At 72.5% G+C, this 21,637-nt stretch carries 23 protein-coding genes; 8 read left to right on the top strand and 15 right to left on the bottom strand.

The features are described from left to right. Window positions 1-10: 10 nt before the first annotated feature. The 4 genes from OG562_RS43265 to OG562_RS43250 form a co-directional block, all read right to left on the bottom strand. Window positions 11-769: an IclR family transcriptional regulator gene (locus OG562_RS43265; protein ID WP_266407999.1), complete on the bottom strand. Its 759-nt coding sequence runs from the start codon at window positions 767-769 to the stop codon at window positions 11-13. A 78-nt stretch (window positions 770-847) separates the two neighbouring features. Next, on the bottom strand, window positions 848-1,234 hold the full coding sequence (locus OG562_RS43260; RefSeq protein WP_266407995.1) for a hypothetical protein: 387 nt from the start codon (window positions 1,232-1,234) through the stop codon (window positions 848-850). Window positions 1,235-1,376: 142 nt separating this feature from the next. After that, a complete protein-coding gene (locus tag OG562_RS43255; protein WP_266407992.1) occupies window positions 1,377-2,582 on the bottom strand; it encodes a serine hydrolase in 1,206 nt (401 codons plus the stop codon). Between the two features lie 125 nt (window positions 2,583-2,707). Continuing rightward, window positions 2,708-3,034, bottom strand: coding sequence for a hypothetical protein (locus OG562_RS43250; RefSeq protein WP_266407990.1), 327 nt, complete (start codon window positions 3,032-3,034; stop codon window positions 2,708-2,710). 164 nt (window positions 3,035-3,198) lie between these two features. Here OG562_RS43250 and OG562_RS43245 point away from each other — a divergent pair, with 164 nt between their 5' ends. From OG562_RS43245 to OG562_RS43235, 3 genes are all read left to right on the top strand, one after another. Next, entirely contained in the window at window positions 3,199-3,411 is a 213-nt protein-coding gene (locus OG562_RS43245) for a hypothetical protein (protein WP_266407987.1), read from the top strand. A gap of 239 nt (window positions 3,412-3,650) precedes the next feature. Continuing rightward, window positions 3,651-5,303, top strand: coding sequence for a serine/threonine-protein kinase (locus OG562_RS43240; RefSeq protein WP_266407984.1), 1,653 nt, complete (start codon window positions 3,651-3,653; stop codon window positions 5,301-5,303). Continuing rightward, the gene (locus OG562_RS43235) at window positions 5,300-5,944 is read left to right on the top strand and encodes a hypothetical protein (RefSeq protein WP_266407982.1); all 645 of its coding nucleotides are present in this window, start codon (window positions 5,300-5,302) and stop codon (window positions 5,942-5,944) included. The genes OG562_RS43240 and OG562_RS43235 overlap by 4 nt, the downstream gene beginning before the upstream one ends. Window positions 5,945-6,004: 60 nt before the next feature. Here the strand turns inward: OG562_RS43235 and OG562_RS43230 are convergent, their stop codons facing one another. Then, window positions 6,005-6,733, bottom strand: a complete 729-nt coding sequence (locus tag OG562_RS43230; RefSeq protein WP_266407980.1) for a TioE family transcriptional regulator — start codon at window positions 6,731-6,733, stop codon at window positions 6,005-6,007. 90 nt (window positions 6,734-6,823) lie between these two features. On the opposite strand from OG562_RS43230, the gene OG562_RS43225 reads away from it, so the two are divergent. Further along, window positions 6,824-7,996 carry an erythromycin esterase family protein gene (locus OG562_RS43225; protein ID WP_266407977.1) on the top strand — a complete coding sequence of 391 codons (1,173 nt, stop codon included), beginning with the start codon at window positions 6,824-6,826 and terminating at the stop codon, window positions 7,994-7,996. Window positions 7,997-8,033: 37 nt separating this feature from the next. Here OG562_RS43225 and OG562_RS43220 read toward each other — a convergent pair whose 3' ends face one another. The 3 genes from OG562_RS43220 to OG562_RS43210 form a co-directional block, all read right to left on the bottom strand. Next, complete coding sequence (locus OG562_RS43220) at window positions 8,034-9,272, bottom strand: aminotransferase class V-fold PLP-dependent enzyme (RefSeq protein WP_266407974.1); 1,239 nt, start codon at window positions 9,270-9,272, stop codon at window positions 8,034-8,036. Window positions 9,273-9,454: 182 nt separating this feature from the next. Further along, entirely contained in the window at window positions 9,455-9,631 is a 177-nt protein-coding gene (locus OG562_RS43215; RefSeq protein ID WP_266407971.1) for a hypothetical protein, read from the bottom strand. Between the two features lie 219 nt (window positions 9,632-9,850). Continuing rightward, entirely contained in the window at window positions 9,851-10,585 is a 735-nt protein-coding gene (locus OG562_RS43210; RefSeq protein WP_266407969.1) for an SDR family oxidoreductase, read from the bottom strand. Window positions 10,586-10,694: 109 nt separating this feature from the next. On the opposite strand from OG562_RS43210, the gene OG562_RS43205 reads away from it, so the two are divergent. Next, entirely contained in the window at window positions 10,695-11,357 is a 663-nt protein-coding gene (locus tag OG562_RS43205; protein WP_266407966.1) for a TetR/AcrR family transcriptional regulator, read from the top strand. A gap of 62 nt (window positions 11,358-11,419) precedes the next feature. Here OG562_RS43205 and OG562_RS43200 read toward each other — a convergent pair whose 3' ends face one another. After that, the gene (locus tag OG562_RS43200; RefSeq protein WP_266407965.1) at window positions 11,420-11,665 is read right to left on the bottom strand and encodes a PLD nuclease N-terminal domain-containing protein; all 246 of its coding nucleotides are present in this window, start codon (window positions 11,663-11,665) and stop codon (window positions 11,420-11,422) included. 240 nt (window positions 11,666-11,905) lie between these two features. Here OG562_RS43200 and OG562_RS43195 point away from each other — a divergent pair, with 240 nt between their 5' ends. Then, complete coding sequence (locus OG562_RS43195) at window positions 11,906-12,865, top strand: SGNH/GDSL hydrolase family protein (RefSeq protein WP_266407963.1); 960 nt, start codon at window positions 11,906-11,908, stop codon at window positions 12,863-12,865. Between the two features lie 127 nt (window positions 12,866-12,992). After that, window positions 12,993-14,144, top strand: a complete 1,152-nt coding sequence (locus OG562_RS43190; protein ID WP_266407961.1) for a PP2C family protein-serine/threonine phosphatase — start codon at window positions 12,993-12,995, stop codon at window positions 14,142-14,144. A 3-nt stretch (window positions 14,145-14,147) separates the two neighbouring features. On the opposite strand, the gene OG562_RS43185 is transcribed toward OG562_RS43190, so the two are convergent. The 3 genes from OG562_RS43185 to OG562_RS43175 form a co-directional block, all read right to left on the bottom strand. Next, entirely contained in the window at window positions 14,148-15,629 is a 1,482-nt protein-coding gene (locus tag OG562_RS43185) for an MFS transporter (RefSeq protein ID WP_266409841.1), read from the bottom strand. Window positions 15,630-15,979: 350 nt separating this feature from the next. Then, entirely contained in the window at window positions 15,980-17,002 is a 1,023-nt protein-coding gene (locus tag OG562_RS43180) for a helix-turn-helix domain-containing protein (protein ID WP_323187625.1), read from the bottom strand. Window positions 17,003-17,039: 37 nt separating this feature from the next. Next, complete coding sequence (locus tag OG562_RS43175; RefSeq protein ID WP_266407960.1) at window positions 17,040-17,705, bottom strand: hypothetical protein; 666 nt, start codon at window positions 17,703-17,705, stop codon at window positions 17,040-17,042. Between the two features lie 342 nt (window positions 17,706-18,047). Here OG562_RS43175 and OG562_RS43170 point away from each other — a divergent pair, with 342 nt between their 5' ends. After that, window positions 18,048-19,373 (top strand): lipase family protein, encoded by a 1,326-nt coding sequence (locus OG562_RS43170; RefSeq protein ID WP_266407959.1) that lies wholly within the window; start codon window positions 18,048-18,050, stop codon window positions 19,371-19,373. A 28-nt stretch (window positions 19,374-19,401) separates the two neighbouring features. On the opposite strand, the gene OG562_RS43165 is transcribed toward OG562_RS43170, so the two are convergent. The 3 genes from OG562_RS43165 to OG562_RS43155 form a co-directional block, all read right to left on the bottom strand. Next, window positions 19,402-19,923 (bottom strand): hypothetical protein, encoded by a 522-nt coding sequence (locus tag OG562_RS43165; protein WP_266407957.1) that lies wholly within the window; start codon window positions 19,921-19,923, stop codon window positions 19,402-19,404. Between the two features lie 197 nt (window positions 19,924-20,120). Further along, on the bottom strand, window positions 20,121-20,972 hold the full coding sequence (locus OG562_RS43160; RefSeq protein WP_323187624.1) for a chitosanase: 852 nt from the start codon (window positions 20,970-20,972) through the stop codon (window positions 20,121-20,123). 198 nt (window positions 20,973-21,170) lie between these two features. Then, complete coding sequence (locus OG562_RS43155) at window positions 21,171-21,527, bottom strand: hypothetical protein (protein WP_266407956.1); 357 nt, start codon at window positions 21,525-21,527, stop codon at window positions 21,171-21,173. Window positions 21,528-21,637 lie beyond the last annotated feature (110 nt).

Genomic DNA, 21,637 nt, shown 5'->3' with positions numbered 1-21,637 from the left:
GAGAGGATTTTCAGATAGTGAGCGAGAGGCTCCTGGTCACCCGGCCCGCGGTCGGGATCAGCCGCGCCCGGACCTCCGGCAGCCGGGAGAGCCGGTCCACCGGCATGGACACGCCGAGCGAGCCGAGGACGTCCCCGCTGTAGACGGGCACGGCGACGCAGACCGTGCCGAGCGCGTACTCCTCCAGGTCCGTGATGGCCGGGGCCACGGGCGAGGAGTCCAGTCGGCGCAGCAGCTCCGGCAGATGGGTGATCGTCCGGGGGGTGAGGTCGGCGAGCCGGTGCCGGGAGAGGTAGTCCTTGCGGGCCTCGTCGTCCAGTTCTCGCAGCACGGACTTGCCCAGCGCGGTGGCGTGCCCCGCGTCCTCGAAGCCCACCCAGAGGTCGACGCGGGGTGCCCGGGGGCCGTCGACGATCTCGGCGACCCGGATCTCGCCCTCCTCGTAGAAGGTGAGGTAGGCGGCGGTCGCCAGCTCGTCGCGCAGTGCGGCGAGCGTGGGACGGACCCGGCTGAGCAGCGCCTGTGCACGGCCCGTGGTCCGCAGCGTCTGCATCCTGTCGCCCAGGACGAAGCCGCCGTCGTCCAGTTTCCGCAGGTATCCGTCGTGGACCAGCGTCCGCAGCAGGTGGTAGGCGGTGGCCAGGGGCAGCCCCGTCTCGCGCGCGAGCTGTTTCGCCGGCGCGCCGGTCTCGTGGGCGCTCGCCGCCTCCAGCAGGCGGAAGGCCCGCTGGACGGACGTGATGAGCGTGGGGCCGTCTTGCACACCCATAGCAACAGCGTGCTCCAGGGGCGGTGCGGGAGCAAGGGGAGCAGGGTGTTGTTCCGGGGGCCTGGGGCGGGCCCCCGCTCACGCCGCGCGGCGGGTCCTCGGTCCCGGTCCGGCCGTACGGACGGGCGTCGCGGCGGGTATGCGGACGGTCGCCGTCGGGGTGCGGGAGCCGGTGGCCGGGGTGCGGGAGCCGGTGGCCGGGGTGCGGGCGGGGCGGACCCGGTAGGTCGTCTTCGTCGGATCGGTGACGGGCTCGCCGAGGGTGATCCGTCCGGCGGAGCGCAGCAGCTCGCACTCGACGGCGGACAGCGCGACGTAGCAGCCGCCCCGGCCGGTGGCCGAGTCCACCGGCCGCCAGTAGCCGTACACCCGCCGTCCGCCGGCGTGCTCGGTGACGAACACGGGGGTGCGGGAGTCGGAGACGATGCGCAGGATCTCGGATCCGGCGGGGCTCGGCGGCAGCATCGGTGGCCTTTCGTGGGCAGGGACTGGAGACCGCCTACCCGGCGAGGCCGGAGTTGATCTCCCGTCCCGCATCCTTCACCACACCACTGACAACGGGCCCCCGCCGACGCCCTCGTCGACAGGGCCGCCGCACGGATCCGGCTCAGCGCCTGCCGCGCAGCACTGCGCAGACGAAGTCCTCCTGGACCGACCGCAGTTGACGCAGGAGCCGCGGGGCGAGGTCCTGGTTGATCTGGGAGTTGACGGAGAAGGTCAGGGAGCGGCGCCCGTCGGGGGTGGCCGCGATCAGCTGGGTGTAGCCGGGGAAGTTGCCGGTGTGCCCGAGCACCACGCCGCATCGGGTGGTGTAGCGGAAGATGCCGAGCCCCACGGCGTTGCGCCCCGGTCCGGCGGGCTCGGACGCGCCGGCGATCCAGCGGCGCTGCTCACGGACGACGCCACGGCCGTACAGCGCGCCTCCCGCGTAGCCGCGGACGAAGCGGGTCATGTCGTCGGGGGTGGAGACGATGCCGCCCGAGGCCCAGACGCCGGAGGCGCTGAGGATCTCGCTGACGTCCTCCGTGGGCGAGGGCGGGGTCACGTCGTAGCCGTGCAGATAGGGCTTGGGCATGCGGTAGCCCTGGGGCAGGCTCGTGTGGCGCAGGTCCAGCGGCCGGTACACCAGCTGCTCCAGCAGGTGCTCGTAGGGGGTGCGGGTGACGGCTTCCGCCATCAGGGCCACGGCGATGTTGTCGGAGTTGGAGTACAGGTAGCGGCTGCCCGGCCGGAACCTCAGGGGCTCGTCGGCGACGTAGTCGAGCAGTCGGCGGGAGTCGAAGCGGTGGCGGGGGTCGGCGGTGACGATCCGCAGGAACTCGGCGTCCCGCGTGTAGTCGGGCAGGCCGCTGGTGTGGTTCAGCAGCTGACGCAGGGTCACCCGGGCCCATGCCCTGGGCAGGCGGGGCAGGCGCGCGCCGAGGGTGTCGTCCAGGCGCAGGGCGTGCCGGTCGACGAGGGACAGCGCCACGGCGCCGCTGAACGCCTTGGCCGTGCTCGCGATGCGCATGTGGTCCTGCGGGCTGGGCGCGCGGCGGGTGATCAGGTCCGCGACGCCGGCCGCGAGGACCCGTTGGCCGTCGCCGTCGCGGAGCACGGCGATGGCTCCGGGCGGGCCGCCGGGCGTGACGACCAGGTCGTCGAGCCGGCGTTGCAGGGCTACGTCCGTCCCCGGACCGGGCGGCGCGGCGGCGACCGCGGTGGGCGACAGGAGTCCGCTCAGGCAGACGACCATCAGGGAGACCGTCTTCAGACGGGCCCCGAGCGGGCTGCGGCGGTGCGGCGGTACGGGTCTGACGGGGCGGATCGGCATCGGTTCTCCCGGGGCGGTACGGGCGGGGCTGGGCGTCCAGCTTCACCTCGTTCGGCGCGGAGAACTTCTCGTGCTGCTCCAGACGGCCGCAGGACGCAGCGGTGTCCCGGGGCGCTGCGCGGGCGTCAGCCGCCCTCGTCGTCTCCCGCGCAGGGCGGGTAGAAGGGGGTCAGTCCGGCGTTGGGGAGTTCGACCGGGGAGTAGTGTCCCGTCCCCGGTTCCTCCACGGCGTACCGCCGCCCGGTGTCGGGCACCAGACCCGCCGCCCGGTCGCCGAGGTGCGCCAGCGTCGCGTACACGCCGTCGCCGATGTACGCGTACGTCGCCAGGTCGGGGAGGCGGTCGTGGTCGTAGTCGGCGACGGCTATGTCCCTCGTGGCCTGGACCTGGGGCTGGACGGTCTTCTGCCCGCGGCCCGTGTCGGAGAAGGGCCCAAGCCTCAGCTCGGTCACCCGGGGGGGCGATCGGGTCGTCGCCCGCCTGTCGCTCCCCGGCGACGACGACCAGGTCGGTCCGTCCGTCACCGTCGAGGTCGGCCACGGCGGCCCTGACGTACTGCTGGCGGGCCCCGGTGCGGTCGGCCAACGCGCGCACCCCTGCGACGGTTTCCCGGGGCGTGCCGACGCTGAAGGCGATGGTCAGCTGCGCGCCGCCGTGCGACGGGTCGGAGACGCGGTCCGGATCGCCGTCGTCGTTCACGTCGGCGATCAGATCGCCCGAGGTCGTCGTGCACGCGGTGACGGCGGACGGCCCGGTCGGCGGCGGAGGCGGGCTTCCCCGGGAGTCCTCGCAGCCGGCGAGGAGCAGCAGACCGCCGACGACGCCGTAGACGCCGTGCTTGAACCGCCTTCCGTCGATGCTCCGCAACACTGGGACAGGCATCGGCGGGCCCCCTCCCGAGACGCGTGCGCTCAGTATGGAGGAACGACCGGGACGGCCGGGATACGAGCGCTGTACGACCGATTTGTGCGCCCCTGCAACCACGGTGGCCGGAATCGTGTCTCTGGTGCCGTGGCCCGACGCACCTGGGCCACGCAGGCGCGGGCGCGTCGGGGCAGGGGGATGGCGATGAACACATGGGCGGTACCGGGGTACACCGAGTCGCTCGAGCTGGGCTCCGGGGCCAGCGGACGAGTGGTGCTCGCCGTGCACGAGCAGACCGGTCTGCCGGTGGCCGTCAAGTACCTCAGCGAGTCGCTGCGGGCACGGCCCGGCTTCGTGCGCGGCTTCCGCGCGGAGGCGGAGCTGCTCGGCGGGCTGCAGAGCCCGTACGTGGCCGGTTTCTACGAGTACGTGGAGGCGGCGGACGGCGCGGCCATCGTGATGGAGCTGGTGGACGGCGTCTCGCTGCGGACCCTGCTCTCCCGGCAGGGCCCGCTGTCGCCCGAGTCCGCGCTGGCGGTGCTCAAGGGTTCGCTGCTCGGTCTGGCCGACGCGCACCGGGCCGGTGTGGTGCACCGCGACTACAAGCCGGAGAACGTCCTGGTCGCCTCGGAGGGCGTGTCCAAGCTCGTCGACTTCGGCATCGCGGTGGACGCGGGGATCAGTGCCGGTGTGGCCGGGACGCCGGCCTATATGGCCCCGGAGCAGTGGACGGGGGCGCCGGCCTCGCCCGCCGGGGACGTGTACGCGGCCACGGCCACGTTCTTCGAGTGCCTGACGGGCCGTAAGCCCTACTCGGGCGACAACCTCGCCGCGTTGGCGTTCCAGCACGTCGAGGAGCCCGTTCCCGTGGCGGAGGTGCCCGAGGGCGTGCGCGAGCTGGTGCGCCGGGGGCTGGCCAAGACGGCGGCGGGGCGGCCGGCGGACGCGGCGGCGTTCGTGACGGACCTGGAGCGGGCCGCCGTCGCGCACTACGGGGGCGACTGGGAGGAGCGCGGGCGTGCCCGGCTGGCCGCCCTCGTCGCGCTGCTGCTCTTCCTCTCCCCCGCCGGCCGTCTGACGCCACGGACGACGACCGACACGGCTCGCACCGTGCTCGGCCGCGAATCCGCCGGGGGCCGGCTGCACACATGGCGGCCGACCTGGCCGGGAGCCGCCGTGGCGGCGGCCGCCGCACTCCTGGCGATCCTGCTGAGCCAGGGCGCCGGTCCGGGCGGCGGCGGGGACTCCGGCCCGGCGGCGCAGGCCCTGGCCACCACCAGCGCGGCCCCGCTCTCCGCCACCGACCCCCTCCCGTCGACCACGTCGGCTCCCGTGCCGTCGGCCACGACGTCCTCCACGCCCTCCACCACCTCGCTGTCGCCCTCCCCAGCCGACCCCTCCGCGTCCCCGTCGACGCCGGTCGCTCCCCCGGCGTCGCCGCCGACCCCCGGGGCGAGCACGACGAGCGACGCCCCCACGCCTCCCGGCTCCCCCAGCCCGACGACGAGCGCCTCGCCGCCGCCGTCCCCTCCCGCCGTCAAGGACGTCACGGTGACCGGCTTCCGGCAGACGGGCGCCGCGACGGCCACCGCGACCATCACGGTCACCGCGGACGGCACCGGCCCGATCACCGTCACCGTCGACTGGTCCACGGCGGACGCCGGCGCGGGCGCGGGGAGCGCGGACGGCGCGCCGGTGACGTATCGGCGCAGCGGTGCCACGCAGTACACGCTCACCGTCGATCACACCTTCCAGGGAAACGGCTGCTACTGGACCGTGCGGGCCGCCACCAGCCCCGCCTCCGCCGACGGCGGCGCGTCCGAGCAGCTCCTGACCCGGCGATGCGAGCTCCGATGACCACGCCCCGCGACCGCAGGCCCGCACCCGCCACCGGCGCCGAGTACGACTACAGCGCCACCGTGCTGGGCAGCCACTGGGTTCAGCGCCCCGACGACGACACGACGAAGGTCGACGACTCCGACGCCACGATGGCGCTCCCCCGTCCCGACACGGCGGTCCTGCGCTTCGGCCCGGGAGTCACCGCCGCCCTGTCGCACGGCACGAGCAGAACGCTCGCCGCGGCCGCTCCCCTCCCGGCCCTTCCCAACCGCCGACTGCGCCGGCACACGCTCCCCGCGCTCGTGCTGATCGCGGCCCTCGTGTTCCTGTTCTGGCGCCAGCACTCCCCGCCGTCCCTCTCCCTCCGCGACGTCACGGTGACGACCGTCCGGCCCAGCACCGGATGCGACGGAACCGCGGACGTCGTCGGCGTGGTCCGCACCGACGGCCACGGGGAGCTCTCCTACCGCTGGATCCGCAACGACGGCACCTCATCCGCCGTACACCACACGACCGTCGCCCGGGGCCGCCATCAGGTGCGGGTGCATCTGCTGTGGACCTTCCAGGGGCACGGCCACTACGCGGCCGGCGCGGAGCTGCGCGTGCTGTCTCCGGGCTCGGCGACGGCGAAGGTCGACTTCACGTACGACTGCCCGTGAGCCGGCCGGCTCAGAAGTCGCGCAGGCTGGAAGTCGCGCAGGATCAGAGGTCGAGCAGGCTCAGAGGTCGAGCAGGCTCAGATAGCGGCTGAGCCGCGTGGCCGCGTCGAGCATGGCGAGACCCTGCGCGGTCAGCTTGCGTTGCCAGCCGTCCAGGGCGCTCGCCAGTGTGTCGGCGCCGCCGGCCGTTCGGATCTGCTGGACCACCGTGGAGATGTGGTCCAGGGGATAGCCCCCGCGCCTGAGGAGGTGCGCGAGTTCGGCGTCCCGGATGTCGCCCGCGCGGAAGACGCGGTATCCGGTGACCGGGTCGCGTGCGGGCGCGAGGATGCCTACGCCTTCCCAGGTGCGCAGGGTCGCCGGGGTGACCTGCAACTGGTGCGCGAGTTCGCCGATGGTACGGGAGGGGGTACGGGTGTCGGGGTCTGGGCCGGGGGCGGTCGACCGGTCCGGAACGGTCTCGGACTCCGCCGTCAGATGGCCTATCGCCTTCCGCACCGCGTCGAGGGTGTCCCTGTCCCGGAGCAGCTGGCTGTGGCCGCGGTCGATGGCCGCCAAGGCGTCGTCGAGTCCGGCCGCGTGGAGTGCGGTCATGATCCGGCCGGCGACCGGGTACCCGTACGCCGGGACGAGGGAGAGGTAGGCGCGGAGCGCCGCCGCATGCACCTCGGTGTAGATCCGGTAGCCGCTACGGCTGCGTTCGGCGGGCGGGATGAACCCGTCCCGCTCGTAGTTGCGGACCGCCTGGGTCGAGATGCCGTGCTCACGCGCGAGGTCGGTCGGCCGCAAGGTGATCCCCGGTTTGAGACTTCGAAGGACGGTTGAGCGGTGAAGGCTCCAGAAGCCTCAACCGAGCTTTCAAGGATACGCTTGTGACACATGACTCAGGACATACGAGACTTCGTGACTCCGTCATGCGACCTGCTGGCGCTCGGCGAGCCGACCCACCAGGAACCGGCCTTCGGGTCGGTCCGCAACGAACTGTTCGTCCAGCTGGTCGACCTCGGCTTCCGGTCCATCGCCCTGGAGACCGACCGCGTGGCCGCGCTCGCCGTGAACGACTTCGTCCAGGGGGAGGCGGGCACCCTCGACACGGCGATGAGCGAAGGCTTCTCGCACGGCTTCGGAGAGCTGCACGCCAACCGGCGACTGGTCGCCTGGATGCGCGCGTACAACGAGGGCCGCCCCGCACAGGAGCGACTGGCCTTCCACGGCTTCGACGCCCCGATGGAGACGACCAGCGCACCCAGCCCGCGCCGCTACCTCGAACACGCCCGCGCCTATCTGGACTTCGACCTCGACCCCGGCCTCGACCTCGACCTCGCGAACCTCCTCGGCGACGACGAACGGTGGAGCCGTACGGAGGCGGTCATGGACCCCGCCCGGTCGGTCGGCGCGACGGCCGGGGCCGAGCGGCTGCGGTCGATCGCCGACGACATGCTCACCTCGCTGCACGCACGCGCGCCGAAGCTGATCGCGGCGACCTCGCACGCCGAGTGGCTGCGCGCCAGGACACACCTCACCGCCGGTCTCGGCCTGCTGCGCTATCACCGGCAGTCGGCACGGCCCCTCGATGATCAGAGTGCGCGGATATCCGGTCTGGCCGCCACCCGGGACGCGCTCATGGCCCAGAACCTCCTCGACGTCCGAGGCATCGAGGCGCTGCGGGGCCCGACTCTGGTCTTCGCCCACAACCTCCACCTCCGGCGACAGCTGAGCACCATCCGCATGGCGGACCTGGACCTCGACTGGTTCGGCGCCGGCGCCATCGTGGCGTCTCTGCTGGGCGAGCGGTACGGCTTCGTCGCCGGCAGCCTGGGCCGCAGCGAGGCCCTGGGGCTCCAGGAGCCAGAGCCGCACACCTACGAGGGATGCCTACAGCGTCGTACCGCCGGCGCCTGGAGCCTGACCGCGGCCACCGCGATCGCTCCCGCAGACACGCGCACCGACACCACTCCGCGACAGGGTTACTTCCCGCTCGACCGGGAGACCCTCGACACCGCTGACGCGGTGCTGCACATCGGCGTCGGCGCGGCGACGGGATCGCCCTAGCCGTCGGCGGGTGAGCGGCCGACAGGCTCCGCTCGCTTCACGCGACCTGCGCGGCACGCGCCTCGCGCGCCCACTTCTCGACGACGGGCACGCAGTGCTCCGCGAAGTACTCGTAGTCGGAAGGGGTGTTGTAGACGTGGGCGGACAGCCTCAGGTAGCCGAGGCCGGCGAAGCTGGTGAAGGAGGCCTCCACCCCCAGTTCGACGGTCGCACGGTCGCGTAGGGCGTCGGCGTCGATCCGGGTCGCGCCGAGGCCCCGGGGCAGGCGGACCAGGCGCATGCCGGGCACGGGCGTCCCGACGTCCACGGGCTCGGCCGGGGTACCGGCCCGGGCGAAGGCGGCGGCGACGACGCGGGCGCCGTACTCCGCCAGTTCGTCCATGTACCGGCGAGCGGCGTCCCATCCCCAGGCGTCCTCGACGAACTCCAGTGCCGCGGGCGCGGCCAGGCAGCCCGTGGCGTCGAGGGTGCCCTGGTGGTCGAAGCGGTCCGGGAAGGGCTCCTCCGCTCCCCAGGAGTCGATCAGCGGGTGGAGGTCCTCCCGCAGCGGGCCCCGGGCGACGAGCGTCGCGGAGCCGCGCGGGGCGCACCCCCACTTGTGCAGGTTCCCGACCCAGGCGTCGCAGACCAGGCCTTCCAGGGGCGCGGCGAGGAGTCCGGGGGCGTGTGCGCCGTCGACGAGGAAGGCGATCCCGCGCCGTGCGGCTTCGGCGCCCACGCGTTCGACCGGCATCCGACGGGCCGTCGCCGAGGTGATCTGGTCCAGGACGATGAGCGCGACGTCGTCGTCCATCTCGGCCGTCACCGCCTCGTAGGCCTGCTCGGCGTCGGCCGCCAGCGGTACCCGGGCCGTGCGGACCCGGCTCCCCCAGCGGCGGGCGAGCCGCTGCGCGCCCATCGTGACGGCGCCGTAGCCGTGGTCGGTGACCACGATGTCCCCGCCCGGCCGTGCGGCGAGCGCGGCGAGGACGACGCTGACGCCGGCGCTGGCGTTCGGGACGAGGGCCAGGTCGTTCGCGTCGACCCGCAGGTGGTCGGCGATCGGGGCCCGGGCGGCGGCGATCCTCTCGGGCAGCGTCGAGAACCACGCGACCGGAGCGCGCTCCATCTCGGCCCGCAGCGCGTTCTGCCGCTCCTGCGCCACCCGCGGAACCGCTCCGAAGGAGCCGTGGTTGAGATGCCGCCTACGGGGGTCGAGCGTCCAGGCCCGCATCGCCGGCCGCCCATCGGGCAGCAGCAACGGACGTGGCACGGTGGCGACTTCGCCCTCGCTCACGATTCTCCTCGGGTCGTCCCTGGACCATGCCCGGCCGGCATCGGCGCGCGCGCCCACGATACCTGCGCCGCGACCTGCACCGTTTCGGGGCTCCCGACGGGCGTCCCGACACGTCGGGCGACCTCAGAACCTCAGGATTTCAGGGACTCGACAAGGCCTCAGGAGCTCAGGAGCTCAGGAGCTCAGGAGAAGAATCCCCGCGGCGCGGGCAGACCGGGCGTGAAGGAGGAGGGGGCTCTCATGACGCGGTCGAGGTCTCGCTGGATGCGTTCGGCCTCGCCGCGCACCTGGGCGGGCACGTCACCTCGTTCGATGATGAGGCGGTGGTAGATCGGAGTGTCGTCGAAGACGGGGGTCACCGAGGTGGCTCTGCTTTCGTGGACGGTCGGGCTGGCCGACGCGGCGGGACTTGCTTCGGGCGCGGCCGCCGATCCGACGGGCCGAACGGGGGCTTCCGTGACGTCGCCTGACGGCCCGACAACGAACCGTTGGCGTCGACATCATCGCATTGTCCCCGACGCGGCCCGGGGTGGGTGACCACAGAGCGGACATCACACCCCCACGGTCCACCCGCCGCCTCAGGCGATCCCGCCGTTGGCGAAGAGGACCTGCCCGTTGACCCATCGGCCCGGTCCGGCGAGGAAGGCCACGGTCTCCGCGATGTCCTCCGGGGTGCCGAGGCGCTCCAGCGGGGGTTGCGCGGCGAGGCGGTCGATCGTCTCCTGGTCCTTTCCCTCCAGGAAGAGCGGGGTGGCGGTGGGCCCGGGCGCGACGGCGTTGACGGTGACGTCGCGGCCGCGCAGCTCCCGCGCGAGCACCAGCGTCATCGCCTCGACGGCGCCCTTGCTCGCCGCGTACGAGGCGTAGCCGGGGAAGGCCAGCCGGGTCACCGAGGTGGAGAAGGTGACGACGGCGCCGCCGCCGCGGACCCGGCGGGCCGCCTGCTGGGCGACCACGAAGGCGCCGCGGACGTTGGTGCGCATCATCCGGTCGAACGCGTCCAGGTCGAAGTCGGCGACCGGCCCCAGGGTCATGACTCCCGCGGTGTGCACCACGACGTCGAGCCCGCCGAAGGCCCGCTCCACGGCGTCGAACGCCTCGGCCATGGCCCTTTCGTCGGCGACGTCGCCGGTGACCGCGAGCGCCCTGCCGCGGCCCGCCTCGATGGCGGCGACGGTCTCGTCCGCGGCCGCCTTGTTGCCCGCGTAGTGGACGCCGACCGCCATGCCGTCGGCGGCGAGCCGCTGCGCGACGGCTCGGCCGATGCCCCCGGAAGCGCCGGTGACGAGTGCGACCCGTGTGCTGTCGGACATGATCCTGCCTGCCTCTCAGTTATGAACGTAAAGTCCATATAATCATGTGGTGAACGCAGCGTCCATATGCCAGGGTGGGCCGGTCGGACGATGCTCGGGAGGGCGGCGCATGCAGGAACGGTCGGATCGCGACACCCCACGGGCACGGCGGGGCCGGGGGCGGCGGCCCGCGGACGAGGTGCGCGCCGACGCCCTCGACGCGGCCGGCGCGATGCTGCTCGACCGGGGCATGGGCGCGTTCACCATCGAGGCGGTCGCCGACCGGGCGGGCGTCAGCAAGACGACGCTCTACAAGTGGTGGCCGTCGAAGGGGGCGCTCGCCCTGGACGGCTACTTCCACGCCGTCGAGTCCGTGCTGGCCTTCCCCGACACCGGCGACATCGAGGCCGACCTGACGGAGCAGCTCCGCGCCTTCGTCCGGGTGCTCACCGAGACCCCCGCCGGACGGGTCGTCGCCGAGCTCATCGGCCAGGCCCAGACCGACCCCGACCTCTGCGCCGCCTTCCTGGAGCGCTACTCAGGCCCCCGGCGGGAGCTCGCGGTCCAGCGGATACAGCGGGCGCAGGAACACGGGCAGCTACGGGCCGACGTCGACCCCGAGGACCTGGTGGACCAGCTCTGGGGCGCCTGCTACCACCGCCTTCTCCTGCCCAACCTGCCCGTCACCGAGGAGTTCGCGGTGCGTCTGGTCGCCAACTTGATGCGTGGTATCCGGATCCGCCCGGAGGGCACCGTCCCGGGGCACGGCGGCGACACGGCCGCCACCGGTTAGCCGGACTCGGCCGCCACCGGACAGCCGGACAGCCGGACAGAGGGTGCCGGCTCCGGCCGAGCTCAGGATCCGTGGCCGAGCGCGCCGGATGCCCGCCCCGCCACGCCTAGGTCGCCCGGCTCGGACCGCTTCCCCAGGTACAACCAGGCGAGGCTGCCGAACACCGGCGCGCTGACCAGGAGAAGCAGCCAGAGCACCTTCGGCCCGCACCGGACGCGGTGCGCCGGAGTGCCGACGCAGTCGATGACGGCGTAGAGGCACAGCAGGGCCACGACGAACGCCAGGGCAGAACCCGCCCATCCCAGCATGGTGTTCACTCCTTTTCCGCCCGGCACCGTCCGGGCTCCACCCCCTCATCGGACGAGGGGGCCCGAACGGTTCACGGCGTCGCGGTTTCCCCTCGGCCGGACCGAAGCGCCGGACCGAAGCGGTTGGCTCCCGGCTATGGCCCTGGTGACATACCGAGCGGTATACAGGCCCCTCGAGCGGTACGCGGGCGGAGCGGGACTCCGTCGGCGGCCGGGGGCGGGCCCAGCGGGAGGACTGCGATGCAGCGCGACACGAGAACCACGCAAACGGCCGGACAGCGCCGATGGGCGGTCACCGTCGCGGCGGCGCTGGGGAGTTGCGCCCTCGTCGCCGCCTCCGCCGTGCCGGCCGAGGCGCACGGACAGGCCGACGGCACGACGCACGGCACAGGTCGCCCCGGCCAGAACTACGTGGCCCTCGGCGACTCCTACACCTCCGGGCCCTACATCCCCCAGCAGGTGGACGCCAATTGCGCCCGCTCCGACCACAACTACCCCTCGATCGTGGCCGGACAGCTCGCCACGGCCCCGCTCAAGGACGTGAGCTGCTCCGGGGCGACGACCGAGAACATGTGGAACGCGCAGGGCACGAACGCGCCCCAACTCGACGCCCTGGGCCGGGACACCAACCTCGTGACCGTGCAGATCGGCGGCAACGACGTCGGGTTCGGCTCCATCATCGGCACCTGCGTGCAACTCGCCCCGCAGGATCCCACCGGCAATCCGTGCCAGCGGCACTACGACAGTTCGGGCGTCGACCAGCTGACGGTCGCCATCGCCCGGACCGGCCCCAAGGTGGCCCGCGTCCTGCAGGCCGTCCACGCCCGGGCCCCGCACGCACGCGTCCTGGTCGTCGGCTATCCCGACCTCCTGCCCGACGACGGCAGCGGCTGCGCTCCCTCCGTGCCCTTCGCGACGAAGGACTTCCCCTACCTCCGGGACACCGAGAAGCGCCTCAACCTGATGCTCCGTCTGGTCGCCCGCTGGAACCGTGCGGACTACGTCGACACCTACGGCCCCACCATCGGCCACGACATGTGCAAGTCCCCGGCGGACCGCTGGATCGAGCCCCTGCGGCCCGCCTCGCCCGCCGCCCCCGCCCACCCCAACGCCAAGGGTGAGGAGGCCATGGCCCGCGCCGTGCTGCAACGGCTGGCCCACGGCCGTACGACGCAGAAGGCGGAGCAAGGGCACTACTGACCCGCTGACCCACCGATCCACGCTCGCCGTGTCCCGCCATGTCCCGCCGTGTCCCGCCGTGTCCCGCCGCGACGCCCTCCCACGGGCGCGGGTCGCGGCGGCCTGCGCGTAGGCGGATATTGAGACGGTGGGCACCTCCCTGGATGCGACCGACCCGAACCCCTCGTCCGCGGCGGCCGGCCGGCCGACGCCTCCGTTGCGCTGGTCCGTCGTCGTCTTCTGGCTCCTGTTCGTCACCGTGGTCCTGGCGGGTACGGGCATCGCGCTCGGCCGGGAGACCCGGCTCGCGCCCTTCCTGGTCGTGCTTCCCGCCCTCATCGCGGGACGCGGCACCGTGCGTCAGACCACGGTCGCCTCCGTCTGGGTGACGCTCGTGATCGTCGCCTCGCTGTTCGACACGCCCTTGGACACGCTCGGCGAGGACACGGCGGTCGTCGTCTTCGCGCTGGTCTTCAACGGCCTCAGCATCGCCCGGGCCACGCAGCGGATCCGCCGGGAAGGAGAGATCGCCCGCCTGCGTTCGGCGGCTGCGGCCCTGCAACGGCAGTTGCTGCGGCCCTTCCCGCTGATGACCGACCAGCTCCTCGTCCACGGGCTCTACCGGCCGGTGGAGGAGGACAGCCGGGTGGGAGGCGACGTCTACGAGGTGGTGTCCTCGCCGTACGGCAGCCGGGTGTTCATCGCCGACGTCCAGGGCAAGGGACTGCCCGCCATCAGCGCGGCCTTCGCCGTGCTCAGCGCGTTCCGTGAGGCCGCCGTGGCCGAGCCCACCCTCACGGCCGTCGTCGACGCCCTGGAGGAGGCGGTGCTGCGGCACAACTCCTTCGCCGCGCAGGCCGGCGAACGGGAGCGGTTCGTGACGGCGCTGGTCCTCGGCATCGGCGACGGACCGGAGGCCCAGGCCATCAACTGCGGCCATGTCGCGCCCCTGCTGCTGCCCGACGAGCACCACGCCGGGCACGCCGGGCCGGTGCTCCACGACGAACCGTGCGTGCCCCTCGGCCTCGACGACCTGGCTCCGCGGCCGCGTACCGTCGAGTGGTTCTCCTTCCCCCACGGCGGGACCCTGCTGCTCTGCACGGACGGCGTCACCGAGGCCCGCTCGCCGTCGGGGGACATGTACCCCCTCGAAGAGCGCGCCCAGGCCTGGGGCGAGGTCCTTCCCCGGGACGTGCCCGCCACCGTCTACCGCGAGCTGCGCCGGCACACGGCGGGCACGCCCAGCGACGACACCGCGCTGATGGTCCTGCGCAGACGCCCGGGCGCCGGCCCCGAATGAGGCTCACACGCCCCCTGGCCCCACTCCGCCCTTGAGGCGTTCCAGGTCGGCGGGGCGGACCTGGATGACCACGAGGGCGATCAGTGCGGCGACGAGGGTGAAGATCGCCGCCATGACGAAGGCGGCCGAGACCCCGGACGAGAGGATCTCGTCGGACCAGGGCGCGGGGAGCTGCCCGGTGCGCTGGAAGCGCAGGCGTTCGGCCGGGGTGGCCTGGGCCAGGAAGTCGGGGATCTGCTTGTCCGCCTCGTTGCGGCTGGCCGTGCCGTACATGGTGACCAGGATGGACAGGCCGAGCGAACCGCCCACCTGCTGGGTGGCGTTGAGGAGTCCGGAGGCGGCGCCGGTCTCCTGGGGGGTGACGTTGGAGAGCGCCATCAGGGTGAGCGAGACGAACTCCATGCCCATGCCCAGGCTGAAGACGAGCATCGGGCCGAGGATGCTGCCCAGGTAGGTGGAGTGCACGTCGGTCAGGGTGAGCCAGCCCAGACCGGCCGCCGCCAGGATCGCGCCCACCACCATGAAGGGTTTCGGGCCGTACGTCGGCAGGAAGCGCGACGCGAGACCGGCGCCCACCGCGATGACCGCGCTGACCGGGAGGAAGGCGAAGCCGGCGGCCAGGGGGCTGAAGTTCAGCACGTTCTGCACGAAGAGCGTCAGGAAGAAGAACATGCCGAAGATCGCGGCGGCGAGGCTCAGCATGATGCCGTAGGTGCCGGCGCGGTTGCGGTCGGCGAACATGTGCAGCGGTGTGATCGGCTGCGGGGAGCGCCTCTCGAGCAGGATGAACACCGCGAGGACGACGACGGCCGCGCCGAACGAGGCCAGCGTGAGCGCGTCCGTCCAGCCCTCCTGGGCGGCCCGGATGAAGCCGTACACCAGCAGGACCATGCCGACGGTCGAGGTCAGCGCGCCCGCGAGGTCGAAGTGGCCCGGGTGGCGCTCGGACTCCTTGATCCAGCGGGGCGTGGCGAGGGCGATCAGCAGTCCGATGGGGACGTTGACGAACAGCACCCAGCGCCAGTTCAGCCACTCCACGAGGATGCCGCCCGCGAGCAGGCCGATCGCGCCGCCGCCGGCCGAGACCGCGGCGAAGACGCCGAAGGCCCGGTTGCGCTCGGGTCCCTCGCGGAAGGTCGTGCTGATCAACGCGAGGGCGGTCGGGGAGGCGATGGCTCCGCCGACGCCCTGCAGGGCGCGCGCGGACAGGAGTTGGACCTCGTTCTGGGCGAGGCCGCCGAGCAGCGAGGCCAGCACGAACAGCAGGACGCCGAAGACGAACACCCTCCGCCGGCCGAGGATGTCGCCGACCCGGCCGCCGAGCAGCAGCAGACCGCCGAAGGTGAGGGTGTAGGCGTTGACGACCCACGACAGGCTGGTGGTGGAGAAGCCCAGGGAGCGCTGGATGTCCGGCAGCGCGATGTTCACGATGGTGATGTCCAGGACCACCATCAGCTGACAGGAGGCGATGACCAGCAGGGCCATCGTGTTTCCCCCGCCGCCGTCGGGCCCGGCGGAGGTCGTGGCTGCGGAGGTCGGCTGCGGAAGGCTGCTCATGACGTGTCGCACGCTCGGAACCGGGCCCTGGGCGAGAAGAAGGCCGGGCCCTCGGGAGGGCTTCAGTGAACGGTGCCGTCCACTGTCGTGTCCACCGTTCGACGGTACGCCCGTGCCGATGGCGCGACCACTCGATCTTCCACCCGTGCGCGGGGCCGGGGGCCGGGCCAGGACTCCCCCGTGGTCCTGGCCCGGCGGCGGACTTCGCGGCTGTGCGCCGCGGTGATCACCAGGATGCGTGAGTGATCACCGGTACGTCCTTCGCGGACCGTCCACACTTACTTGGCAGAGCGTCCACCGCCGGGTCCGGGGACGTCGTACGCGCCGGACAGGGCCTGTTCGCGCAGTTCGCTGGGTGCGAGGCCGTATGCGGTGCGGAAGGCGCGGGTGAACTCGGCGGCGCGCGGGAAGCCCCAGCGGGCGGCGACGGCGTGGATCGGCCGGGCGCGCAGCCGCGGGTCGGCGAGGTCGCGGCGGGCGTGCTCCAGCCGCTGGTCGCGGATGTACGCGGCGACGCCGAGGCCTTCGGCCTGGAAGAGGCTGTAGAGGTGGCTGCGGGAGATGTGGTGCGCTGCGGCGATCCTGGCGGGGGTCAGGTCCTGCTCGCCGAGACGGCGGCGGATGAACGCCTTGATGCGGAGGGTGAGGGTCCGGCCGTGGGCCTCGGGCGGCAGCCGGAGGTCGGCGTCGAGGGTGTGGGCGATGACCGCGGTGACCAGGTCCGTGACCACCGCGCCCAGCCGGGGCGCGTCCGTGGGCCGGTAGAGGGAGGTGTCCGAGACGAGTTGGAGGAGGAGCTGCGCCAGCAGCGCGCCGATGCCCTCCTGACCCGAGACCCGGCGCCCGATGGCCTCGTCCGCCCGCCGTCCGGGCACGGCCACCAGGGCCCGGGGGATCTCGACGCCGACGATGGTGACCGGGTCGGATCCGGTGATGATCTCGTACGGGCGGGAGGAGGAGTTGATGTGGAACTCGTTGATCCCGTAGGCCGCCTGCCGGCGGCCCCAGTCGGCCGCTCCCTCGCCCTTGAGCAGGAGGGAGAGATGGTAGACCTCGGGATCGGACTGGCGGATGAGTTTCGGTGTGCGCAGGAAGACCAGGGGGTCGAAGGTGGCCGGCCACACGGTCACCTCGCCGAGCCCGATCACGCGTTGGAAGGCGTGGTAGTCCGCGGCGTGGTCGCTGCTGAGCCGCATGGGCGCGTGCGTACGGCCCATGCGGTCCGTCCACGCCTCGAACCGGTCGCCCGTCGGCAGGTCCATGGTCCGGAAGACCGACTCGTGCCACACACGGGCAGTCAACCACACGGCTCTTTGCGGCTTGTTGGCGACCTTCGGATCACCGCAGGTGGGCGGTGTCGACGGTGGCCGAGGTGAGGCCCAGGGCCGTGACTGAGATGTATCCGGGGTCGCCGTTGCGGTCCAGGTAGCAGACCACGGACGTGACGCCGATGTAGACGGCCCGTACGGGGTGTTCGGCGACGGCGTCGCGGCAGCCTTCCGCCGTGGGGACGGCGGACGTGCTCCAGCCTGCGAGTTTCCCGTTGGTGGCGTACAGGGAGCTGCCCTGGAGGTAGATCGCGTCCGTGCCGGCGTCGGCGACGACGGGCGGGGCGTGGGTGAAGTCGTAGCCCTGGGGCGCTTTCTGGCCGTCCGACTTCATGACGAAGCCGCGTACCAGGGCGGTCGACGGCGACGGGGTGGAGTCGGGCAGGGACGCGTTGATCGCCGCCCCTCCGCCCCCGACGACGACCGCGGCCATGAGAGCGGCGATCAGCGGATGGGCGTAGGCCAGGCTCAGCACGGGCCCGAGGACGGGGACGGAGAACTTCACCTGGGTCTTTTTGTGGGTGGTGTGGTGGGTGCTGTTGTCGGTGGTGTTGTGGATGCTGTTGTCAGTGGAGTTGTGGGTGGTGTTGTAGGTGGTGTCACGGCTGTTCGCGAAGGTGTTGTTCTGGGTGTTGTGGTCGCCGACTTGGGCACTGTGGGCGCGGTCGATGTGCATGGCTGTGCACGCTAGCGACGCGGAACCGCATGGTCTTGTTTTGCCGGAACTTGTCGCCAAAAGGCCGTTTGTCGGCGTCTGTTGGGATACGTGTGATCGACTGCGCGGGCGGACCAGGCTTGCTACTGGCGAGTCATATTACTGAACCGTAACCTTCCGACCGCTACCCCAGGTAACCCAGCTCTCGCTACGGTCCTGACAGTTCGTCTAGGAGCGGTACGGGGCAGCGGTGGGCGACCGAGGCCTCGGACCGCTCGGTCGTCACGGTCCGCACCCCACCGGGCCGTCCCCCACCCGAGCCGCAGACGAAGGCTCGGCCTCCCCCTTTCCCGGAGGTCCGCCATGTCCACCCCCACCCGCCTGCTCGCCGCAGCCGTCGCCGCTGCCGCCTGCCTCGGCGTCACCGTCGTACCCGCCGACGCGGCGTCGCAGTCGGACGCCGTCGTCTCGCGCGGCGTCACCATCCCCACGTTCTACAACCCGCCCGCCACCCTCCCGGCGGCCGACGGGGCCCTGGTCCGCAGCGAGCCGCTCCCCCTGGCGCTCAGCCTGCCGGGCGTCGACGGTCCGCTGCCCGGCACGGCGACCCGGCTGATGTACAAGTCCACCGACTCCGGGGGCCGGCCCGCGGCGGTGACCGGCGCCTACATCGAGCCGACGGCCCGCTGGACCGGCGAGGGAGCGCGGCCGCTGGTCGCCGTGGCGCCCGGCACCATGGGCCAGGGCGACCAGTGCGCCGCCTCCCTCGGCCTCGAACGCCCGCTCCTCGTCAACGCGCAAACCCTGTCGGTCGGTTACGAGGACCTGGCGATCTACCGGCTCCTCGCCCGGGGCATCGCCGTCGTGGTCACCGACTACATCGGGCTGGGCGCGACGGACCGGCTGCACACCTACGTCAACCGGGTCGACGAGGCCCATGCCGTCCTGGACGCCGTCCGCGCGGCCCGCTCCCTGGACGGCACGTCGCTGACGGCCGACTCCAAGGTGGCCCTGTTCGGCTACAGCCAGGGCGGCGGGGCCACCGCGGCCGCGGCCGAACTCCAGCCGTCGTACGCCCCCGACGTCCCGCTCGCCGGGACCTACGCCGGTGCTCCGCCCGCCGACCTGGCCGCCGTCACCCGGGCCATCGACGGCAGCGACCTGGCCGGCGCGCTGGGCTGGTCGGTCAACGGCTTCCTGGAGTCCGACCCCGCCCTGAAGCCGATCGCCGAGGCGCATCTCAACGCGGCCGGCGTCGCGGCGCTGAAGGATCTGTCGACCATGTGCGTGGGCGACGCCCTGCTCTCCTACAACTCGGCGCGCAGCACCGCCTGGACCACGGACGGGAGCTCCATCAGCGACGTCGTCGACTCGGAGCCCGCACTCAAGGCGTTCCTGGCCGACCAGCGCATCGGGACCCTGAAGCCGGCGTCCCCGGTGCGGGTGGCGACCGGCACCGCCGACGACCTCGTGCCCCACGCGCAGGCGCGGGCGCTCGCCGTCGCCTGGTGCGGCAAGGGCGCGAACGTCACCTACAAGCCGGTGGTGCTGCTCCCCGCGGGCCGGGCCCTGATCAACCACTTCCTGCCGTTGCTCACCGACCAGGGCGACGCGATCGCGTGGCTGACCGACCGGCTCGACGGCGAGTCCGTCAGGTCCAACTGCTCCACGCTTCCACTGCTGCCGTGACCGACGGGTAGGGCGGCGAGTACTCCGCTCACTCGCCGGGCGCAGGAGCCGGAGCAGGAGCAGGATCCGTGCCGGGGCCTGCCGTCTCCTGCTCCCGCGCCCGGCGTTCCGCCGTGGATCTGGCGGCCAGTGCCAGGGCGCCGGATCCGCCGGCGAGCACGACGACGAGCGTGTTCGCCGTGGCGTAACCGCCGCTGCTGGTATAGGTGGTGCCGTCGTCGAGGACGCAGTCGAAGGCCGGCGGCAGATAGGACGCCCGGTGTCCGACGAGGCGTCGGACGGTGTCCGGGGCGACGTCCTCGCGGCAGGCGGGGGCGGGCGAGGAGTCGGCGCCGGACTGGGACTCGTGCACGGCGAATCCCACGGCGCCGGCCGCCATGAGGTAGAGGTCGACCGCGCCGACGGCCGCCATCCAGGCCGACCAGCGCAGCAGGTTCACCGCCCAGTCCGGACGGCGTCCGGGCAGGGCCACGGAGACGAGCTTGAAGAGCACCGCGAGCAGCCACACCGGGCTCACCAGCAGGATCGCCATTCCCAGCAGGGCTATCACGGCGGGCTCGCCTTCTGTCGGGCGCCGCCCGGTCGGCGCCGCAGGATCGGCGCCGCACGGCACGGCACTCGCCGATCTTGGACGGGACCCGATCACTCCGGCCGTGACGGAGGCCACAAGCAGCGTCACAGCCACGTCACAGTGACGCGGCGGCGGCGCTGCCGGGCCTCCGGCCGGTCCCCGCGGGCGCTGCCCGGTCAGCCGAGGTGGTAGCTGTCTCCGTAGACCTTCCAGTCGAGAGGCGGGTCGAGGTCGAGGTTGCCCTTGCGCAGGAAGACGCGCTGGGCGGTGTCGACCCTGCTGGTGTCGCTGTGCGCCTCCTCCTGCTTCATGGCCCAGACGCGGGCGTCGAGGAAGGCGTTGAGGTACGTCGTCTCGTCGCCGCCCTGGGCCGGCGGCTTCGCCTTGTTCAGGGCGCGCTTGCGGATGTTGCGGAAGCTGGTGGGATCGGTGCCGTCGCCGTGCATGACGATGGCGTCGTAGTAGGCGAACTGGCCCAGGGCGCGCAGGCCGTCGGTCTTGCCCTGGCTGACGGCCGGGTTGAAGTAGACGCGGTCGCGTTCGTCGTTCTGGGCCTGCTGGAACGCGGTGTCCTGGGCGGCCGTGCGCCAGTCCTTCGGATAGTTCGGGTCGAGTCCCGCGTGCGAGTCGCTGCCGTCGACCGCGCGCAGGGCGGGCAGGTACTTGGCGAGGACGTTGCCGGGCTTGCGGTCGGCGTAGAGCTGGACGAGGTCGAGCATGTCGCCGGTGCCGGAACAGAAGCCGATGATGCCCGCGGTGTAGCCGCGGCCGTCGCCGATGTCCTCGATGTACTTGTACTGGGCCTTCCAGTCGAGCGAGGAGTTCTCCGCGCTCGACACCAGCTTCATGGCGATCTCCTTCTTCGCCGGGTCGTCGAGCCCCCGCGCGGCGCGGGGCGTGGGGGAGGCGACGGCGTGCGGGGAGGCGAGCAGCGGGGCCGCCGCCAGCGCTCCGGTCAGGGTGAGGAACGTACGGCGGGAGGCGGGAAGGGCGGCGAGGCCGTCCGCTGCCCGGAATATGTGCACCACAGTGGCTCCCGGTGAGGAGTGGGGGGTGGGTGGATGACTCTGTGCCGCAACTGACAGGAAAGTTTCCTATCAAGCTGCGGGGCAAGAAGTAACCCATCGATGAAATGTTCGTACGATCGAACAAACACACCCAACTGCCGTGCCGCGCCGGGAGCTTGACGGCGAGAAGCCTCGCGACGGGAGCGGTCGTGACGCGCGCTAGAGCGCCCCGCTCACGATCCAGACCACGAAGCCGGTGAAACCGACGTGGAAGAGGACCAGGCAGATCCACTGCGGGAGCCGCATGCGCCAGGACGTCGCCCGGAGGATCTCCCACTCGCTCGCGGCGAAGGCGGCCAGCACGAGCGCGAGGACCGCCCACGCCACGATCCACCAACCCGTCGGACCCGCCGGGCCCGCCGGACTCGCCTGACTCGCCCCCGGCATGCCGTCGATCGCGGCGGGGATACGGGTCGCCCGGGTCAACAGGAAGAGACCGAGGAGGAGTTTGTGCCAGCCGTGCCGCACCGTCGGCGCGACGGGCACATGGGCGGCAGGTGGAGATCCAGTCGACATTCGTACATGTGACCACCTTCCCGCGCGGGAAGCGATCGGGTTTCGGCTGGGTCGGCGCACCCGTCGACGACAGGAGAACCCGCGGTCCGTGAAACCCGCGGCCGCGCATA

The organism is Streptomyces sp. NBC_01275 (assembly GCF_026340655.1).
Lineage (GTDB): Bacteria > Actinomycetota > Actinomycetes > Streptomycetales > Streptomycetaceae > Streptomyces.
The sequence above is the reverse complement of the archived record's forward strand: the minus strand, read 5'-3'. Positions and strand labels throughout refer to the sequence as shown.

What these genes read in the sequence shown, in the direction of transcription:
- OG562_RS43265 (WP_266407999.1), bottom strand. Translation starts at nt 769, where the DNA reads ATGGGTGTGCAAGACGGCCCCACGCTCATCACGTCCGTCCAGCGGGCC.
- OG562_RS43260 (WP_266407995.1), bottom strand. Translation starts at nt 1,234, where the DNA reads ATGCTGCCGCCGAGCCCCGCCGGATCCGAGATCCTGCGCATCGTCTCC.
- OG562_RS43255 (WP_266407992.1), bottom strand. Translation starts at nt 2,582, where the DNA reads ATGCCGATCCGCCCCGTCAGACCCGTACCGCCGCACCGCCGCAGCCCG.
- OG562_RS43240 (WP_266407984.1), top strand. Translation starts at nt 3,651, where the DNA reads ATGAACACATGGGCGGTACCGGGGTACACCGAGTCGCTCGAGCTGGGC.
- OG562_RS43235 (WP_266407982.1), top strand. Translation starts at nt 5,300, where the DNA reads ATGACCACGCCCCGCGACCGCAGGCCCGCACCCGCCACCGGCGCCGAG.
- OG562_RS43225 (WP_266407977.1), top strand. Translation starts at nt 6,824, where the DNA reads ATGACTCAGGACATACGAGACTTCGTGACTCCGTCATGCGACCTGCTG.
- OG562_RS43210 (WP_266407969.1), bottom strand. Translation starts at nt 10,585, where the DNA reads ATGTCCGACAGCACACGGGTCGCACTCGTCACCGGCGCTTCCGGGGGC.
- OG562_RS43205 (WP_266407966.1), top strand. Translation starts at nt 10,695, where the DNA reads ATGCAGGAACGGTCGGATCGCGACACCCCACGGGCACGGCGGGGCCGG.
- OG562_RS43200 (WP_266407965.1), bottom strand. Translation starts at nt 11,665, where the DNA reads ATGCTGGGATGGGCGGGTTCTGCCCTGGCGTTCGTCGTGGCCCTGCTG.
- OG562_RS43195 (WP_266407963.1), top strand. Translation starts at nt 11,906, where the DNA reads ATGCAGCGCGACACGAGAACCACGCAAACGGCCGGACAGCGCCGATGG.
- OG562_RS43185 (WP_266409841.1), bottom strand. Translation starts at nt 15,629, where the DNA reads ATGGCCCTGCTGGTCATCGCCTCCTGTCAGCTGATGGTGGTCCTGGAC.
- OG562_RS43175 (WP_266407960.1), bottom strand. Translation starts at nt 17,705, where the DNA reads ATGCACATCGACCGCGCCCACAGTGCCCAAGTCGGCGACCACAACACC.
- OG562_RS43170 (WP_266407959.1), top strand. Translation starts at nt 18,048, where the DNA reads ATGTCCACCCCCACCCGCCTGCTCGCCGCAGCCGTCGCCGCTGCCGCC.
- OG562_RS43155 (WP_266407956.1), bottom strand. Translation starts at nt 21,527, where the DNA reads ATGTCGACTGGATCTCCACCTGCCGCCCATGTGCCCGTCGCGCCGACG.